The organism is Cellulosimicrobium cellulans, assembly GCF_006539945.1.
GTDB lineage: Bacteria > Actinomycetota > Actinomycetes > Actinomycetales > Cellulomonadaceae > Cellulosimicrobium > Cellulosimicrobium cellulans.
The window spans coordinates 43475-60639 of the sequence record NZ_BJNZ01000021.1 but is presented as its reverse complement, the minus strand read 5'-3'; the positions used below and the strand labels follow the sequence as shown (position 1 = coordinate 60639).

The window sequence follows — 17165 nt, the reverse complement described above, 5'->3', positions numbered from 1 at the left end:
GAGGGAGGACCGATGACCCACGGTGTGGCGCTCGCGCACGACTACGCGACCCAGCGTGGTGGCGCGGAGCGGGTCGCGCTGCTGCTCGCCGACGCGTTCCCCGGCTCGCCGATGTACACGACGCTGTACGACCCGGCCGGCACGTTCCCCGAGTTCGGCTCCCTCGACGTGCGGACGTCCGCACTCGACCGGGCGGCCCTCCTGCGCCGGCACCACCGGGTCGCGCTCCCGTTCCTCGCGCCCGCCGTCGACCGCCAGCGCGTCGAGGCGGACGTCCTGCTCGCGTCGTCCACCGGCTGGGCGCACGGCTACCGGGGGGCGGGGCGCACCGTCGTCTACTGCCACGCGCCCGCCCGGTGGCTGTACCAGCGCGACCGGTACCTGGGGCCGGCGGACGGCTCCGCCGCGCACCGTGCCCGACGACGTGCCGCGGCCACCGCGCTCGGCCTCCTGTCCCCGGGGCTGCGCCGGTGGGACGGCGCCGCCGCCCGGCGCGCGGACGTCTACCTCGCCAACTCGACCGTGACGCAGCGCGCGATCCGCGACGCGTACGGGATCGAGGCCGAGGTGCTCGCACCGCCCCCCGCGATGCTGCCGGACGGCGAGGAGCGCGCGGTCCCCGGCGTGGAGCCCGGCTTCCTCCTGTGCGTGGCACGCCTGCTGCCGTACAAGAACGTCGACGTCGTCGTCGAGGCGGCGCTCGCGACAGGGCGCGAGCTCGTCGTCGTCGGGGACGGCCCGGACCGTGCCCGGCTGGAGACGCAGGCGGCCCGCGGCGGCGGCAGGGTGCGCCTGCTCGGCCGTGTCGACGACGCGACGCTGCGCTGGGTCTACCGGAACGCGGCGGCGCTCGTCGCGGCGTCGTACGAGGACTACGGGCTGTCACCGCTCGAGGCCGGGGCGTTCGGGCGGCCGAGCGTGGTGCTGCGCGACGGCGGATACCTCGACACGGTCGTGGACGGCGTGAACGGTGTCTTCTTCGACGCGCCGCGCGCCGAGCTGGTGGCCGAGGCCGTCGAGGTGGCGGCAGGGCGCACGTGGGATGATGGCGCCGTCACGGCGCACGTCGCGACGTTCGGCCGTGAACGGTTCGTCGAGCGGCTGCGAGGCGTCGTGGCGCAGCAGATGGACCGCACCGTCGGCGCGGGGCGACCCGGTGGGGGGAGAGCACAGCGATGACGATCAGGGAGTTCCTCCGCACGATCTGGGCGGGCAAGTACTACGTGCTCGCCGCGGTGCTCGTCGTCGTCGCGGCCGCGTTGTTCTACGTCGACCGCCAGGAGACGACGTACCGGGCGACCGCGACGGTCCAGCTCTACGGCGTCCAGAGCGCGCAGGGCGGCGAGTCGCTAGTCGAGGTGACGGTGGCGACCGACGCCGACGACGTCACCTCGCCCGAGGTCGCCGCGGCTGCCGCCGCCGCGCTCGGCGAGCCGGAAGCGGCGGCGGACGAGCTGGCCGACCAGGTGTCCGGCGACGTCGACGGCGAGAACAAGACGGTGGCGGTCGAGGCCACGACCACCGAGGAGGCGCAGTCCGTCGAGGTCGCGAACGCGTTCGCCGACGCGTACGTGGCCCAGCTCGTCGTGATCCAGGCCGACCAGGTCGCCGAGCTCGAGAGCCGCCGCCAGGCGCTCGCCGAGCAGCTCGCGGGCGTGCGCCAGCGCCTCGCTGCCGACCCGGAGGACCCGCTGGCGCTGGCCGAGCAGGACATCATCGTCGGCGACTACTCCGCGCTCACGGTGCAGATCAACTCCCTCCGGGGCATCGCCGTGCCGGGCGAGGTCGTCGCGCCCGCGACGGGGGCCGAGCCCCTCGGGCTCTCCCGGTTGACGGTGCTGGCGCTGGCCCTCGTCGTGGGCCTCGTGGCGGGGATCGGGCTCGCGTTCGCACGTCGAGGGCTCGACGTCCGTGTCCGGAGCGCGGCCGAGTCCACGCGGCTCACCGAGACACCGGTCCTCGCGGAGCTCTACGGCACGCGGCCTGCGGAGAAGGAGTTCACGCACACGCGCGCCCTGCCGGTGGCGAGCAAGGTCGCGACGCCCTTCACGGAGTCGATCCGTGAGCTGCGCACCGCCGTCCAGGTGTCCACCGCGGGCATGAAGCACGCGGTCGTCGTCGTCACGGCGGCCGACCCGTCGGCGCCGCGCTCGTTCATCACGGCGAACCTCGCGGCCTCGTTCGCGCTCAGCGGCCGACGCACGGTGGCGCTGTCCGGCGACCTGCGGCGCCCGCAGCTCGACCGTATGCTCCCCGCCCCCGACGACTGGGACGGGCAGGACCAGGAGCTGCGCCCGACGGCGGTGCCGAACCTGCGGGTCATGCCGGTGCCGGAGGAGGAGATGGACCCGGCGGACTTCCTCGCCACGGAGCGCGCGCGAGGTCTCGTCAGGAGCCTCCGCGACCACGCGGAGGTCGTCGTGGTCGACGCGCCCCCCGTCCTGGCGGCGGCCGACGCGACGATCCTCGGCGGCTACGCGAACGGCGTCGTGCTCATCGCGTCCGCCGGCCGCACCGACCGTGCGGTGCTCGCGGAGGCGACCGAGCGGCTGCGGGTCAGCAACGTCCCCCTGCTCGGCATCGCGCTGACCGGGGTCACGGGCGACCGGCGCATGCTCTACGCCTCGACGTACGGCGACGACACGGAGCAGGGAGCCGGTCAGGAGGGCGCTCGTGCGGCGGCACCCGGCCCCTCCGTCGCGCCTGCGGCGACCGGGCGGCCGAACGCTCCCGCCGAGCCGTCCGGGCCGGCGCGGTCGGGCCGGCCCGAGGACGAGCCCACCCCGGACGACGCCGCGCGTGCGGTCGGCACGCGACGCGCCTCGGTCGCCGCGGCGGCCGTCGCGGTCGACGACGCGGCGGCGCGCCCCGTGCCGCCCTCGGCGCCCGCCGGCGGCGCGGTCACGCCCGACGGCGCCGCGGCGTCCGGTGCTCCGCAGCGTCCGGGCAAGCGGCACGCCGTGCTCGCCCCGGCCTGGAGCAAGGTCGAGCCGGCTGCGCCGGAGGAGACCGGTGACGATCCCGCGACGGACGAGCGCAAGCGCCCGTTCCGGTGGTGACCGCCCCGGGCGGTCCGCCGCTCCGGGTCCTCGTCCTCGACCACACCGCGGAGCTCGGCGGCGCCGAGCTCGCGCTCGTGCGCACGTGCGCGTCGCTCGGGCCCGAGGTCGACGTGCGGGCGCTGCTCTTCGCCGACGGTCCCCTGCGCGCGCGCCTGGAAGAGCTCGGCGTCCGGGTCGAGATCGTCCCGCTCGCGCGGTCCGTGGCGACCGCCGACCGCGAGCGCGCCGGGCGGCTGTCGACGACGACGCTCGTGGGCGCCCTGCGCGCGGTCCCCTTCCTCTGGCGGCTCGCGCGGCGCGTGCGGGCGCTGCGGCCCGACGTCGTGCACACGACGTCGCTCAAGGCCGACCTCCTGGGGATCGTGCCCGCGGCCCTCGCCCGCCGACCTCTCGTGTGGCACGTCCACGACCGCATCGCCCCCGACTACCTGCCCGGCCCGCTCGTCCGGGTCGTGCGCGGGCTGGCGCGCCGGGTCCCGGCGGCGGTGGTCGCGAACTCGCGCGCGACGGCGGCGACGCTGCCCGTGACGACCGCGGTCGCGTACCCGGGATTCGCCCCCGAGCAGGCGGAGGGCGCCGAGACGGCGCTCTCGCGGCGTGCGGACGTGCCCGAGCCCCTGGCCGTGATGGTCGGGCGGATCAGCCCGACCAAGGGTCAGCTCGAGGTCGTGCGCGCGCTGCGTACGGTCGTGGACGCGGTGCCGGGGGCGCGGCTGCGGGTCGTCGGGGAGCCGGCGTTCGGCGCCGAGGACTACGCGGCGCAGGTCCGGGCCGAGGTGACCCGGCTCGCGCTCGACGACCACGTCGACCTCGTCGGCTTCGTCGCCGACCCGCGCCCGGAGCTCGACCACGCGGCCGTGTGCGTGCACGCGTCGCCCGTGCCGGAGCCGTTCGGGCAGGTCGTCGTCGAGGCGATGGTCCGTGGCGTCCCGGTCGTCGCGACGCGGGCGGGCGGCGTCGAGGAGATCCTCGACGACCCCGAGGAAGGGCCCCCGACGCTCGGGCTCCTCGTGCCGCCCGGCGACGTCGACGCGCTCGCGGCGGCCCTGCTCGACGTGCTGCGCGACCCGGCCGCGGCCCGCGAGCGCGCGCTCCGGGCGCGTACGTCGGCGCTCCGCCGGTTCCCCGTGGCGCGCACGGCGCGGGTGCTCACCGACGTCTGGACGTCCGTGTCCGGGTCAGCGCCGCGCGCATGAGCGCAGCCTGACCGCGCCACGTCGGGACGTCGGGCGGATCGGTGGCGAGCCGGTCGGCCCGCGGGGGCGCCGCGTCGCCGAGCGCGGCGAGCACCGCCGTCGGGAAGTCCTCGCCGGCGGCGACCCGCACCCCGGGCTCGTCCCGGAACCCGGCCACGGGCGTCGACACCACAGGCCGCTCGACGGCCCGGTACTCGTAGAGCTTGATGGGGTCCAGGCTGTCGGTGAACGCGTCGACGACGTGCGGGACGAGCAAGACGTCGGCGTGGCGCAGGTAGGCCGGCACGGCCGTCCAGGGACGTGGCCCGAGGAGCACGACCCCGGCGCGCGCGAGGTCCGCGTGCTCGGCGGCGGAGAGGTCCACCACCGGCCCGACGAGCACCACCCGGGCGTGCCCGTCGAGCGCGCGGGCCGTCGCGAGCAGGAGCGGGACGTCGAACCGGTCGGGGTGCACGGTCCCGACGTAGAGCGCGACCCGGCCGGCGGGGAGGTCGGCCGGACGGTCGTACGCGCCGCGGTAGCGGTCGAGGTCGACGCCGTTCGTCAGGAGCGTCACGTCGCGGAGCGCGCCCTTGCGTGCGACCAGGCCCGGGGAGCACACCGTGACCTCGGCGCACCGCTCCAGCAGCGTCGCCTCGTCCTCGACCAGGCGCGCGTGCTCCGCGGGGGTGCGGTCGGCGGCGAGCCAGTCGTCGGTGACGTCGTAGAGCGCGGGCCAGCCCGTGCGCAGCACGACGGCGGCGCCGGACGGGTCGTTGACCCACAGCACGGGCCGGCGCAGCCCGGCGCGGGCCACGGCGCGCTCGACCGACCGGGCGAGCCGGACGTCCGCGCCCGGGTCGACCCTGCGGGGGAGCCACTTGGTCGGCTCGTGCAGGAGCACGCGCCCGGGGGCGATCCCGTCCAGGTCGGGCGCGGCGCGCAGGCCCCGGCCGGGGCGGGGGACGCCGCGTCGGCTGAGCCGGTGCAGCGGGTCGGCCGCCGGCTCGACGAACAGCACCCGCGCCGTCGGGTCGGCGCGGCACAGCTCCGCCACGAGGTACTGGTTCCGGCGCCACACGTCGTCCCAGCGCTCGAGCGACAGGACGACGACGTCGCCCGCGCCCGCACCGGCCGTCACGCGAGCACCGCGCGGTAGACGGCGTCCGTCCCGGCGACCTGCGCCGCGGGCGTGAAGCGCTCGCGCTGCGCGGCGCGGCCGGCGGCGGCGCACGCGTCGCGGCGTCCGGGGTCGGCGGCGAGGGCGGCCAGGGAGCGGCCGGCGGCGCGCGGGTCGAGCGGGGGGTAGAGCGTGAGCGGGTCGATCCCGTCGAGCGTCTCGCGGTGCCCTCCCGCGGCAGAGGCGACGACCGGCAGCCCGCTCGCCATCGCCTCGAGGACGCTCAGGCCCAGTCCTTCGACGGGGCACGGCGCGACGAGCACGCCGGCGCGCCCCAGGAGGGCGTCGACGTCGTCGCGCGCCCCGAGGAACGACATGTCCTCGTCGATGCCGAGCGACCGTGCGAGGTCGGTGAGCGCCGGCCGCTGCGCGCCGTCGCCCGCGATCTCGAGCCGCCACCCGCGGCCGGCGAGCCCGGACGCCGCGAACGCCTCGAGCGCGAGGTCGGTGCGCTTCTCGGCCTCGAGCCGCTGGACGACCAGCACGACGTCGTCGCGCGCGGCGGCGCCGCGCCCGTCGGGACGGTCCGCCACGCCGGGGTGCACCACGACGCTGTCGCCCTCCACGTGGTCCGCGACGTACCGGCTGATGGCGATCTGGGCCCGGACCGACGACGCGGCGACGACCGCGACGAGCCGTCCCCGTGCCCCGGTGCCGCGCCGTCGGGCGAAGTGGCGCGTCGAGACGACCGGCGGGAACCCGCCCGTCGTCCGGGCCGCGACGGCGGCGGCGACCTCGGCCGCGGTCATGTGCACGTGCACGACGTCCGCCGCCGCCGCGTGCCGGCGCAGCGCCCGCACGACGTCGCCGGTCGAGGCCGCGGGGAGGAGGGGCACCGTCGGGTCGTCCACCGTCGCGCGCATGCCGTCGGGCGCTCCGCCGACGACCGCGACGTCGTGGCCCGCTGCCGACTGCGCGCGCGCGAGCCGCGCCACGTGGCGCTCGACGCCGGCGAAGCCGTCGGACCGGACGGCGTGGAGGATCCTCACGGGCGGTGCTCCGATCGTGCGGTGGCGAGCGCCGCCGCGAGCTCGAGGTAGCGACGTGCGACGGCGTCCCAGTCGTGCCGCTCGGCGGTGGCGCGCGCCCGCGCGGAGACCTCGCCGCGCGCGGCGTCGTCCAGGGCGGCGACGGCCGCGAGACCTGTGCGGACGCCCTCGACCGTCCGGTCCACCAGCCACCCGGTGACCCCGTCCTCGACCACGTCGGGTGCGTAGCCCACGGGGGTCGCGACCACGGGGACCCCGCACGCGAGCGCCTCGAGGACGACGAGCGCGTTCGCCTCGTAGGCACTCGGCAGGGCGAGGGCGTCCGCCGCGTGGAGCCAGGGCCGCGGGTCGGGCACGCGGCCCGCCAGGTGCACGCGGTCGGCCGTCCCGAGGCGGGCGACCCGGGCCCGGACGTCGGCGAGCATGTCCGGCGTCCCGCCGACGACGCTCACGTGGACGTCGGGCAGGTCCGCGGCAGCGGCGAGCACGAGGTCGAGGCCCTTGCGGTCGAACTCGTGCCCGACGAACACGACGTGGACGGCGCCCTCGGGCACGCCCGCCGCGGTACGGGCGGCGGCGCGCTCGGCGGGCGTGGGCGGCGCGAAGCGCGCGACGTCCACGCCGTTGCCGATCACGACGGCCCGGGCGCGCAGCCGCGGGTACGTGCTGCGCAGCGCGTCGCGCTCGGACCGTGTGAGGTTGACGACCACGCGGTGGGAGCGGCCGCGGTACCGGAGCGCGTCGCGGGCCGCCGTGAAGAGGTGCAGCGGGTTGCGGGCCATGCGCCACGCGTACCCTCCGCGGGCCCGCATGGCGACCCGGAGGATGCCGTGGTTGACGTACACGTCGCCGGCGAGGACGTCGTTGTGGCAGATCGAGACCACCGCGTCCCCGGTTCCCCGGCCCGCGAGGCGCTCGCGGGCGACCCGACGCCGCGCGAGGGCGGTGCCCACGGTGGAGAACCACACGACCCGGGCGAGGAGCACGAGCCGGCCCCGGACGCCCGGCCCCGGCTCGGGGAGCCACCTGCCGTGCGCCTCGGCGAGGGTGAAGCGCGCGGTCGGCACCCCGGCGCGTTCGAAGGCCTCCTCCAGGTGGTGCGCGACGCCCCCCACGCCGCTGCCCGGGGCGATCTCCGGGGCGATCTGCAGGATCCGCAGGTCGGTCATCGTTCGGCCATCTCCCGCACGGATCGCAGCTCGTCGAGAGGGAGCTCCCGACCGGTCATGTGACGGGCGTACCGGCGCGACTCGGCGTAGGACTCGGCGCCCAGGCACACCCCGACGATGACGAAGGGGACCGTCACCTGGACGGACACCCAGAAGAGGTCGAACTGGCCCTGGACGAAGCGCATCATGAGCATCGAGAACGCGAGGGTCCCGAAACGCGGGTTGATGCGCCACAGCACGACCATCCCGCCGAGGAACAGCACGAGGAACCCGACGAGCCCGACGATCCCGGCGGACGTCAGCACCTCGAGCTCGACGTTGGGCGGCTGGAAGACGAACTCCGTGACGCCCGCGGTCCACCACCGCAGGCCCATGCCGACCCACGGGCTGCGCTGCCACACCTCGATCGAGTCGGCGTACCAGGTGAGCCGCTGGTTCGCGGAGTTGAACTCGTTCCCCGACTCGAGCTGCTCCTGCACCGCGAGCACGACGAAGTAGATCGCCGGGATCGCGGCGAGCAGGATGAGCTTCGAGCGCTTGCGGTCGGGGTCGCCGCGCAGCGTGATGAGCATGATGCCGATCGCCAGGCCGATGAGGGCCTGACGCGCCTGCGCGGCGAGCACGCCGAGGGAGCACAGCCAGAAGGCCCCGAGCGAGAACCAGCGCGGCCAGCCGACCCACCACGGGCGCGCGTAGGCGGTGAGGGCGGCGAACGCGAGCACGCACCCGATGAAGTTCTTGTGCATCGCGAGCGGGGAGTCGATGTACACCGGTCCCGTGTTGCCCGCCGCGAGCTGCTGCAGCGCGACGAGGCACGTCTGCGCGGCGATAGCGAGACAGGGCACGAGGAAGAGGGTCAGCCCGAGCCGCGCGCGCCCGGACCGCCCGACGGCCCAGCCGAGCACGAGCGCCCCGGCGACCGAGAGCCACGCGTGGAACCACTCCACGACGTTCGCGCTGAACGGGTTGACGATCACGGTGAAGAGCGTCGCGACCTGGTACACGAGCGACAGCCAGAGCATGGCCCGCATCGGCCGCGAGAACGGCCGCGGCGAGAAGAAGAGCGCGAACCAGAACGCGCCGAACAGCGCGAAGTCGCTGAGGGAGAGGTCGACCCCGCCCCCGCCGACGCGCTGGACGATCACGAGCGCGGGCATGGCGAGGATCGGCAGGGCGACCGGCTCGTAAGCCGTGAGCCCGATGACGAGCACCACGAGCGCACCGCCCACGGCGGCCATCTGGAGCTCGGGCACGACGAACCCGAGGACGGCGAGGAGCGCGACGACGACGGCCCCGCCCGCGACCCAGGCGGCGACGGTCCGGCTGCGCGCGACGACGGTCCCGGGGACGCGCGGCGCGCGGTAGAGCACGGGCCGGCGGCGCAGGAGCGTCGCGCGCTGGGTCACAGCGCCGACTCCGCGCGGACGGGCCCCGTGAGGTAGAGCCGGAGGCGACGACGCGCCGACTCGCGCCCGTCGCCGCGCAGCGCGACGGAGCGGGCCGCCGCCCCGAGCACGGCCCCGGTGCGCGCGAGCGCCCAGCCCGCGCGGCCGTGGTGCTTGCGCAGGTAGCGCTCCTGCGACGCGTGGAAGTGCGTCTCCCGGCGGGTCGGGTCGCTGCTCGTCGCCCCGCCGAGGTGCAGCGCGTGCGCCTCGGGCACGAGGGCGTGCCGCCACCCGGACCGCACGGCGCGGTACGCCCAGTCGGTCTCCTCCGCGTAGAGGAAGAAGCGCTCGTCGAAGCCCCCCACGTCGTCCACCGCGGCGGCGTTGAGCAGCAGCACCGAGCCGATGACGAACGAGCGCTCCGCCGGGGTCCGACGCAGCCGCGCGAGCCCGACGGCCTCGACCCACGTGGCCCCCGGGGACGGGAACGGCCAGATCACGCGCGCCCGGACGCCGTCGTCGTCGACCTGCTCCGGCCCTACGCTCGCGATCCCCGGGGCGGCGTGGAGCGCGCGGTGGAGGGTCTGGACGTCCTCGGGCGTCACGACGGCGTCCGGGTTGAGCAGCAGGACGTCGGCGCCCGGCACCTGACGGTGGGCGAGCGCGTGGTTGACCCCTGCCGCGAACCCGCCGTTGCGGCCGGGGTCGAGGTAGCGTCCGCCCGCGAGCTCGGTGATCTCCCGGATCTCGGGCAACGACGAGTTGTCGACGACCGTGATCGGGAACTTCCCGGCGAGCGGGGCGAGCGCGTCGCGCACCATCGCGGGTGCTCCGTAGGCGACGACGACGACCTCGGGCGGTACGGCGGCGGAGGGGTCGCCTCCGTCGGTCGCCTGCGCGCGCGTCGGGCCGGGACCTTCGCCGGTCCCGGTGAGATAGAGCTCCTCGTAGCGGCGGGCGACCTCGGCCCACGAGCAGGCTGCCGCGCGCTCGGCGCCCGCGACGCGCAGCCGGTCTGCCAGGCCGTCCTCGTCGCGGACGCGCGCGAGCGCGGCGCTCAGGGCCGCGGGGTCCTCGGGGGCCACGAGCAGGCCCGCGCCGCCGACGACGTCGGGCAGGGCGCCGGTGCGGCTCGCCACGACCGGGACGCCGCACGCCATGGCCTCGACCGCGACCCGGCCGAACTGCTCGACCCACCCGGCCGTCTCGCGCGACGGGACGGCGAGGGCGTCGAGGGAGCGGTAGAACGCGACGAGGTCGTCGCCCCCGAGCGCGCCGACGAACCGGACCCGACCGCCGAGCGGGCGGGCCGCCTCCTCGAGCGCCGCGCGGTCCGGGCCGTCGCCCGCGACGACGAGGTCGAGCCGGTCGTCGTCCGCGACCGCTGCGAGGAGCACGTCGACGCCCTTGTGGTGCGCGAGCCGCCCCGCGTACCCCACGCGGAGGCGGGCCGTGCCGCGTCCCGGGCGCGTGACGTCGGACGCATCGTCCGACGGATGGTCGGGCGAGGGCGCGAAGACCGCCGGGTCGACGCCCAGCGGGACCGTCTCCACGCGTCCCCGGGCGCCCTTGGCCCGGACGATCCTGCCGGCCTCGTCGTTGCAGACCGACACGGCCGCGGCGCCGCGCAGCGCGCGCGCCTCGAACCACCGGAACGGCCACGGGTAGCGCTTGTCGAGGTTCTGCGCCGAGTAGAGGAGGTACGGCGGGGCGGGCCGACGCGACACGACCGCGCGCAGGCGGCGCAGCAGGAGGACCTCCGCCGTCGCGAGCGCGAAGGGCTCCTCGTGCACGTCCAGCACGTCCCACTCCTGCCCGAGCGCGCGCCACAGGAGGACGGGGTCGTAGAGGAAGAGCGCCGGGTGCGACCCGAGCGTCCGCACGCCCCGCACCGGCTCGCCCGGGCGGGGCACGAGGCGGACGGTCGCGCCGCCCTCGTCCCACGCGCGCGCCGAGAGCAGCCGGACGTCGACCCCGCGCGCGCGCAGCTCTCGCTCGCGCTCGCGCCAGGCGTCGACCACGGCGCTGTGCGAGACGCGGAGGACCCTCATGTGGGAGATTGTCCCCCAGCGGGCCACGGATCCCGCGGGAATCCGCCGATTTCACCCCATCCGTCCGCGGCCGGGTGCGGTGGCCGCGCAGGACGGCGACACGGCGGGGACACGGCGAAGACACGGAGGAGCGACGTGGGCGAGGTCCGGCGGACGGACGGGGACGGCACCGCCCTCCCGAGCGTGAGCGTCGTCGTCGCGACGAACCGCGGCGGGCCGTTCCTCGCGGAGGCGCTCGCGTCCGTCCTCGCGCAGTCGCACCCCGCCGCCGAGCTCGTCGTCGTCGACGACGGCTCTCCCGAGCCCGCGGACCTGCTCCGGATCGTCGAGGACGTGGCGCGGGACGTCGCGTCCCCGCGCCCCCGCGTGGTGCGGCGAGCGCCCGCGGGCGTGTCCGCGGCGCGCAACGCCGGGGTCGCGGAGACGTCCGGCGAGCTGGTGGCGTTCCTCGACGACGACGACCGCTGGCACCCGGACCGGCTGCGGCGGCACGTCGAGGTCATGTCCGCACGGCCGGGCGCCGTGGTGAGCTATTGCGGGATGCGCACGATCGACGCCGACGGCGCGGAGCTCGTCGCCGCGGACCAGCGGGCGGCCGACGACCAGCGCGCCGTGATCCGTGGACCGGGCGTCATGCTCCCGAACCTCGTGATCCGCCGGGAGACGTTCGACTCCGTCGGCGGCTTCGACCCGGAGTACCGGCAGGGCGAGGACATGGATCTCGTCCTCCGGGCCGCCGCGCGGGGACCGTTCGCGTTCGTCGACGAGGTCCTCGTGGACTACCGCCACCACGCGACGAACACGACGCGCTCGCACCGCGACCTGGCGACCAGCCTGCGCACGATCCTGCGCCGCCACCGGGGCGACGCGCTCGCGGCAGGGCGGCGGGATCTCGTCGACGCGTACGACGACCGCCTCGCCGCCAACGAGCGGTTCGCGTGGTGGAGCGCCGGTCGTGCCGCGCGCTCCGCGCTCCGCCGGCGCCGGCCCGCTGCCGCGCTCGGTGAGGTGGCCTGGGCGGTCCGGTTCGCGCCCGGCGCGCCGGTCCGCCGGGCCTGGGCCGGGGTGCGGCGCACGTCGCGCGCGTGAGACCGCCGGGACTCAGCCCGCGAGAGCGTGGACCGTGGCGACCGCCGCACGCATCGTGGACAACGTCCATGGCTTGTACCGCCGGCGCGGGAGGCTGTAGGAGACGACCCGGTCCAGGACGACGAGCGTGGCGACCTGGGCGAGCGTGAGCTCGCCGCGCCGGGAGGACGCGATCGTCGCGAGCGGGCCGGCGAGCTCGTCGGCCGCGAGCCGGCGGACGGCCTCGGCCAGCCCCGACCCGGTCCGTGCCAGGTCGACCTGGCACGCCGCGTACGCCGCGTCGAGCACGAGCGGGTTGTCGGGCTCGAAGCGGTTCCAGTCGACGAGGCGTGCCGAGCCCTGGGCGGTCACGAGGACGTTGTCCGGGTGGAGGTCGCCGTGGGTCGGGCCGACGGGGACGAGCAGGGCGCCGTACGTCCGCAGGACCCTGTCCCGCAGGCTCGCGGCGCCGATCTCGACGCAGTCCTGCTCGCCCCGAGCGGACTCGAGACGCCGCCAGGCGGCCGTCGTCCGGAGCGGGCGGCGCTCGTCCGGCACCGTCACGCCCCGCAGCGCCCGGGCCAGGACGGCCTCGGCCTCGTCGAGGGCGACGGATCGGGCGCGGAGCAGCGGCGCGTCGGCGACCCGGACGCCGTCGTGCGACGACGTCGCGACCTCGTCGAGCACGAGGGGGCCGAACCCCGTCGTGGCCGCCTCGTGGGTCGCCGCGACCTCCCGACCGAGGGCCTCCTGCTGGTCCGCGGACAGCGGGACCTTGACGAACCGCTGTCCGCGCACGGAGACCCGGGCGTCGGACAGCGCCCCGACGACGGGTCGGTCAGACCTCGCCACCCGTTCGGCGAGGGTCGTCACGTCCGGGGTGACGTCGCGAGCGGCGTCGCCACGGCGCCGGGCGAGCACGACGGCGTCCGGCGCCAGCACGCCCGACCCACCCAGGGCGCGGAGCGTGCGGGCCACCGCCCGGCGTCCCCCCGTCCTGAGGTCGGTGGTGGCGAGCTCGTCCCGCAGCCGGGCGGCGGGGACGAGGCGGGACCAGTCGGCGCGGTCAGGGAGGAGGGCGTGCCGTCCGGTCGGGACGAGCCCCGCACGTGCGAGGAGGAGCCGTACGGGCACGACGTCCGCGGCCACGCCTGCGGACTGGGCCGTGCGCCGCCGGGCCGCGTCGACGGCGCGCCGCCCGCGGTGCCGCACGTCGGCGACGACCCTCCCCCCGGGTGCCAGGACCCGCTCGACCTCGCCCAGGACGCGCGCGGACGTGCGGACCCCGACCAGCGCGAGCACCTCGTCCAGGTCGACCCAGACGAGGTCGAAAGTCGCGTCGGGGAACGGGAGGCGGGCGGGGAGACCCACGTGCACGGCCGCCGCGCCGGTCACCGGGTGGGCGAGCTGCTGGAAGCGCAGCCGGTCGCCGACCCAGTCCGCCCGTGCGACGTCGAGACCCAGGAAGCGCAGCGCGGGCGCCAGGGCGTGCCGCTCGCCGCCCAGGACGAGGCCGCGCCCGCCCGCGCGCGGGACGAGGACGGCCGGGCCGCCCGACGCGGGGTGGAGGAGGCGGCGCTGGAGCTCGACCGGCCAGGGCGACTCCGCGTCGGTCATCGCGTCGATCACGAGGTCGACGCTCGTCGCGGAGCGCACCGTGCGTCGCACGTGCTCGGGCACCTCGCGCCAGGGGCGGTCCGCGTCCGCGCGTCGGACGATGCCGACGTCGTCCGTCACCCGCTCGCCCCGGCGCGCCGGGCCCGTGCCCGGTCGGTGAGGCGCCGTCGTGCGCGGACGCCCAGCTCCAGCAGGCCCGCATAGCTGCGCGCCGCGGCGAACCGCAGCTTCGCGCCCCGCTCCTCGGGCCACGGCGCCTGCCAGATGCGGATCCACACCGTGAACGTCTGCTTCGTGTTGTGCCAGCTGTCGCGCGCGAAGCCCGCGGTCTCCGGGTTCTCGGTCAGGTCGACGAGGCCGTGCGTGATCCGGACGGTCTTGTGCGTGAGGTCGCGCCAGGACGGTCGCGACGGGTGGTCGACGACCGCGTCCGCGGCGAAGTCGAGCCGTCCGCCGAGCTCCTGCAGCCGGCGGCCCCACTCGAGGTCGCCCCCCGACTTCAGCGCCGCGTTGAAGTCGCCGACACGCTCGAACGTCGCCCGCGGCACGACGAGGTTCGCGGTCGCCGCGAAGTGCGTCACGGTCACGAAGCGCTCCTGGTCGAAGCCCTCGACCGTCTCGTACAGCTCGGGGCCGGTCGTCGGGCGCGACCCGTCGCGGAAGAGGATGTTGATGTCGCCGCCGACGGCGTCGGGCGGGTCGTCGACGGTGAGCGCGGCGACCGCCCGCGAGAGCCAGTCCGGGCGCGGGATGCAGTCCCCGTCGGTGAACGCGAGCACCTCGCCCGTCGCCCGTCGCGCCGCCGTGTTCCGCGCGACGTACGACCCGCGCCGTGGCTCGAGGACGAGGGTGAACCGTCCGTCGCCGGCGGGGAGCGCGGGCCGCAGGTCCTCGGTGGACGCGTTGTCCGCGACGACGACGTCGAACCGGTCGGCGGGGTAGTCCTGGGCGGCGAGGGCCGCGAGGCAGGTCCGCAGTCGCGCGACGTCGTTGTAGACGGGTACGACCACGGTGACGGTGGGGTGCCGCGGTCCGGCGGACGGCGCGGCGGGGTCGGGGAGGGTCATCGTGCTCCTGTCTCACGCCCGGACGTGGCACGACGTCGGGCCCACTCGGTGTACCGGGAGGTGGCGAGCCACCGGGCGTGCCGCGCGGTCGCGCGCGCCCGGCGTGCGACGCGCCGCGGCGGTGACCCGGGCAGGACGGTCAGCAGCCGCAGGCGGTACCGCGCCCGAGCCAGGTGCTGGGTGACGACCGACCCGTCGACGAGCACGTCGAGAGGCAGGCCGGTCGCGGCGAGCCAGCGCGCGTCGTAGCCCATCTCGCCCACCGGGACGTCCCCGGGGAACTCGGGACCGGGGCCCACGAGCCCGACGGTCCGCGCGAAGGGGGGCGGCTCGTCGTCGTACCGGTGGAGGAACTCGAAGTCGACGACCTTGAGCCCGTGCGTGGGGTCGAGGACGAAGTTGCCGGGCTTCGCGTCCACCAGGTCGTACCCGAGACCGTGGAGCTCGCGCAGGACGTCGACCATGCTGCGCACGACCGCGAGGGGGAGCAGGCCCGTCCTCGACCGGGCGGCGCCGAGGGTGTCCTCGTAGCAGGGGCACGCGAACCAGTCGGGGCCGGCGTCGACGAGCGGGGGGACCGCGGGGACGCGGCCCCCGAGCTCGCGGAGGGCGGTGAGCTCGCGGTCGAGGAACCGGGTGAACGGCGGGGCGAACGTCTTCCGGACGACGAGGCCGTCCGTGCCCGCGACCACGTCGACGCGCGCGCGCCGGCCGACGCTGAGCGTGCGGACCGTGCCGGGCGGTGCCACGTGCTGCGCGGCGCGCCGCTCGGCCTCGGCCCGGACGGTCCCGACGGCGTCGGGCGCGATCACGTCGAGGTACTCCCACGCCTCGGCGGTGCTGTCCGACGAGTGCAGGGGGTTGAACCGGTCGGGCTCCGGCACGCGCTGCTCGACGAGCCGACGGACCTCCGACTTCGCCTCGAACGTCTCGGCGTTGGTCAGGTGCGGGTAGCGCTCGCGCAGCCAGTCGTAGGGCTCCTCCGGCGCGTAGTGGAGGGCGACGACCATGCGCACGGGCTCGCCCCCGCTGCGGGGGAAGGGCCCGCGTCCCCAGTTGCCGCCGCGCAGCGCGGTGGCCGCGCGCTCCCGGGCCGTGGGGTCGAGGTCCGTGGCCAGCAGCACGTCGAAGCCGAAGCGGTCGAGCACCGCCTCGACCTGCTCCGCCGGGACGACGGCGAGGGTCGCCTCGCGCACGAGGAACACGGCGAGCTCCGCGTCGCCGAGCCGGGCGTCGTGGTCGGACGCGAGCAGACCCCGCGCCCACGCGTTCCCGGCCGACAGGCGCCGCAGCGCGTCGGTCGGCGGCCGCCACCCGACGGACGCGAGGTAGCCGTCCACGTCCTCGTACCAGGGGTCGAGCGTGACCCCCTGTGCCTGCGCGAGCCGCCGGAGCTCCGCGGGATAGTCGTGCTCGGGCGCCGGCTCGGCCGGTCCCAGCCCGCGCGAGGGAAGGCCCGAGCGGCGGCCCTTGTGATAGACCGCGTGGTACGCGAGCGAGTGCAGGTGGTCCTCCGGCGACGGCACGAGGAACCCGCTCTCGTGCACCACGGCCCGGTCGAGGACCTGCTCGGCGAGGGCCGGGGGATAGTAGGCCGCCCCCTGGTAGTCCGACGCCGCGAGCCCGGACACGCTGTAGAGGTCCACGGGCATCGTCCCCGGCTCCGACTCGAGGATCCCGCGCAGCGCGTCGACGTCGTCGTCCGCGACGAGGACGTCGAGGTCCTCCCCGGGCTCGATCACCGGGAGCGACTCGAACCAGCGCAGGACCGCGTATCGCAGCCCCGCCTCCTTGAGCCGGGTCGCGAGGCCGGAGGCACCCCAGGCGGGGGAGAAGTAGGTCCGCGGGGCCGGACCGTGCGGCGGTGGCAGGCGGAACAGGTCGAAGGCACGACCACCCCAGACGAACCGCCCGAGCGAGGAGAGGCGACCACCCGCCCGGCCGACGAGGACGGCCAGGCGCGCCTCCAGACCCGAGAGCCCGGCGCCGCGCTCGACCGCGAGGTAGCGCAGGTGGCCGAGGTCGCGCACCGTCCACAGGACGCGTGCGTGGTCGGTGCGCAGGATCAGCAGGTCCGTCGAGCAGCGGGCCGCCACGTCGGGTGCCGGCACGGGGTGGAGCCTGTCGGCCAGGTCGCCGGCCGCACGGCGGGCCGTCGCGAGGTGCCCGGGGTCGACGAGGCCGAGGTAGCGGTCGAGGCCGGCGGCGCGAAGGTCGGCGGCGACGGCGGCGTCACGCGCGCCGAGATCGAGGACGCGCGTCCCCCGGGGCAGCGCAGGCGTCGGCTCCACAGCCAAACCCTAGGTCAGCGACGGGCCGTCACCGCGGGTTCGTGGCGAATTCACCCGGGCCGGGCGACCACGCGGTCCCGCCGCCACGGCTCCGGTGCCGTCGGCGTCGAT

At 76.6% G+C, this 17165-nt stretch carries 12 protein-coding genes; 4 read left to right on the top strand and 8 right to left on the bottom strand.

Features of this window, described 5'->3' with window-relative positions:
- The first annotated feature begins 12 nt into the window (after nucleotides 1–12).
- Genes CCE02nite_RS14905 through CCE02nite_RS14895 form a run of 3 tightly spaced genes read left to right on the top strand, consistent with a single transcriptional unit; the run spans nucleotide 13 to nucleotide 4258 of the window.
- Nucleotides 13–1179, top strand: a complete 1167-nt coding sequence (locus CCE02nite_RS14905; RefSeq protein ID WP_141390397.1) for a glycosyltransferase — start codon at nucleotides 13–15, stop codon at nucleotides 1177–1179.
- A complete protein-coding gene (locus CCE02nite_RS14900; RefSeq protein ID WP_141390396.1) occupies nucleotides 1176–3059 on the top strand; it encodes a tyrosine-protein kinase family protein in 1884 nt (627 codons plus the stop codon). The genes CCE02nite_RS14905 and CCE02nite_RS14900 overlap by 4 nt, the downstream gene beginning before the upstream one ends.
- Nucleotides 3056–4258, top strand: coding sequence for a glycosyltransferase (locus CCE02nite_RS14895; RefSeq protein WP_170227332.1), 1203 nt, complete (start codon nucleotides 3056–3058; stop codon nucleotides 4256–4258). Before CCE02nite_RS14900 ends, CCE02nite_RS14895 begins: the two co-directional genes overlap by 4 nt.
- On the opposite strand, the gene CCE02nite_RS14890 is transcribed toward CCE02nite_RS14895, so the two are convergent.
- The 5 genes from CCE02nite_RS14890 to CCE02nite_RS14870 are packed head-to-tail and all read right to left on the bottom strand — an operon-like array spanning nucleotide 4212 to nucleotide 11011.
- Nucleotides 4212–5378: a glycosyltransferase gene (locus CCE02nite_RS14890; protein ID WP_141390394.1), complete on the bottom strand. Its 1167-nt coding sequence runs from the start codon at nucleotides 5376–5378 to the stop codon at nucleotides 4212–4214. The genes CCE02nite_RS14895 and CCE02nite_RS14890 overlap by 47 nt on opposite strands.
- Nucleotides 5375–6406 carry a glycosyltransferase family 4 protein gene (locus tag CCE02nite_RS14885; protein ID WP_170227331.1) on the bottom strand — a complete coding sequence of 344 codons (1032 nt, stop codon included), beginning with the start codon at nucleotides 6404–6406 and terminating at the stop codon, nucleotides 5375–5377. Before CCE02nite_RS14885 ends, CCE02nite_RS14890 begins: the two co-directional genes overlap by 4 nt.
- Nucleotides 6403–7575 (bottom strand): glycosyltransferase family 4 protein, encoded by a 1173-nt coding sequence (locus tag CCE02nite_RS14880; protein ID WP_141390392.1) that lies wholly within the window; start codon nucleotides 7573–7575, stop codon nucleotides 6403–6405. The genes CCE02nite_RS14885 and CCE02nite_RS14880 overlap by 4 nt, the downstream gene beginning before the upstream one ends.
- The gene (locus CCE02nite_RS14875; RefSeq protein ID WP_141390391.1) at nucleotides 7572–8981 is read right to left on the bottom strand and encodes an O-antigen ligase family protein; all 1410 of its coding nucleotides are present in this window, start codon (nucleotides 8979–8981) and stop codon (nucleotides 7572–7574) included. Before CCE02nite_RS14875 ends, CCE02nite_RS14880 begins: the two co-directional genes overlap by 4 nt.
- Entirely contained in the window at nucleotides 8978–11011 is a 2034-nt protein-coding gene (locus CCE02nite_RS14870; protein ID WP_141390390.1) for a glycosyltransferase, read from the bottom strand. The genes CCE02nite_RS14875 and CCE02nite_RS14870 overlap by 4 nt, the downstream gene beginning before the upstream one ends.
- Before the next feature lie 135 nt (nucleotides 11012–11146).
- On the opposite strand from CCE02nite_RS14870, the gene CCE02nite_RS14865 reads away from it, so the two are divergent.
- Nucleotides 11147–12100, top strand: a complete 954-nt coding sequence (locus CCE02nite_RS14865; RefSeq protein ID WP_170227330.1) for a glycosyltransferase family 2 protein — start codon at nucleotides 11147–11149, stop codon at nucleotides 12098–12100.
- A 12-nt stretch (nucleotides 12101–12112) separates the two neighbouring features.
- On the opposite strand, the gene CCE02nite_RS14860 is transcribed toward CCE02nite_RS14865, so the two are convergent.
- From CCE02nite_RS14860 to CCE02nite_RS14850, 3 genes are read right to left on the bottom strand one after another with little or no spacing between them, the layout of a single operon-like run.
- Entirely contained in the window at nucleotides 12113–13816 is a 1704-nt protein-coding gene (locus CCE02nite_RS14860) for a methyltransferase domain-containing protein (RefSeq protein WP_141390388.1), read from the bottom strand.
- The gene (locus CCE02nite_RS14855; RefSeq protein ID WP_141390387.1) at nucleotides 13813–14763 is read right to left on the bottom strand and encodes a glycosyltransferase family 2 protein; all 951 of its coding nucleotides are present in this window, start codon (nucleotides 14761–14763) and stop codon (nucleotides 13813–13815) included. Before CCE02nite_RS14855 ends, CCE02nite_RS14860 begins: the two co-directional genes overlap by 4 nt.
- The gene (locus tag CCE02nite_RS14850; protein WP_141390386.1) at nucleotides 14760–17054 is read right to left on the bottom strand and encodes a hypothetical protein; all 2295 of its coding nucleotides are present in this window, start codon (nucleotides 17052–17054) and stop codon (nucleotides 14760–14762) included. The genes CCE02nite_RS14855 and CCE02nite_RS14850 overlap by 4 nt, the downstream gene beginning before the upstream one ends.
- Between the last annotated feature and the right edge of the window lie 111 nt (nucleotides 17055–17165).